Annotated in this window: 1 protein-coding gene; it reads right to left on the bottom strand. The window is 40.9% G+C overall.

Features of this window, described 5'->3' with window-relative positions; translation table 11 throughout:
• Positions 1 to 234: 234 nt before the first annotated feature.
• On the bottom strand, positions 235 to 486 hold the full coding sequence (locus A3763_RS30240; protein ID WP_068510590.1) for a cysteine-rich CWC family protein: 252 nt from the start codon (positions 484 to 486) through the stop codon (positions 235 to 237).
• Positions 487 to 660 lie beyond the last annotated feature (174 nt).

Below are 660 nucleotides of genomic sequence, written 5' to 3'. Positions count from 1 at the left end.
TGGCTTATGACCACGACTACTCAAACAAGTCGTAAGAGGTGGTAACCTCGCGTCGATAGAGGGAACGCGCAAATATAAATTTTGGTGTGATGCAAAAACTGTTTATTTTTTGCACACTACAGTTCGAGTATAAAGCGACTTAAAAGGCTCTGTGAAGGGAAAGTAACAAATATTTACGAGATCACATACAGGGGGAAATAGGCTTTTTCTTTTTTTAAAGTGGTAATAGGGCAGCTATATCGCTTGAATTTCAGCAATGCAGCTTGCGCACAAACAACATAAACCATTACCAAATTTTGATGCTTCAGCACGTTGATTAGAGTTCAAGTTAACGGAGGCGCACCAACAAGGCTCTTCCCGAATACTAACAGTATTAGGTGGTATCATAGCCCCCGTTGAAAGGTCTTTTTTAATGACATTCAAGCATAGGTTTGCTTTGCCACATCTGGGGCAAATATCTTCTTTAGGGGGATGCAGTTCAGTCATAGAAAGCTAAACACCTAGGCAAGCCCTCGTTAAAATCAATTAACGAGAAGTACTGCCCTTTCCTTTACTCTTACGTGTTGAGTTTTTACCACGGCGGTTACCAAATTCTCTGGATTTGGTAATACGGGCTTTTTTAGCTCTCTGCTTCTCATTCATTTTGTTAGTCGGACTAGC

It is taken from the genome of Oleiphilus sp. HI0128 (assembly GCF_001635365.1).
Note: the sequence above shows the minus strand (reverse complement) of the source record. Positions and strands in the feature narration are given on the sequence as shown.

Bases quoted from the DNA above. Each gene is read 5' to 3' on its own strand.
- A3763_RS30240 (WP_068510590.1), bottom strand. From the start codon at position 486: ATGACTGAACTGCATCCCCCTAAAGAAGATATTTGCCCCAGATGTGGC.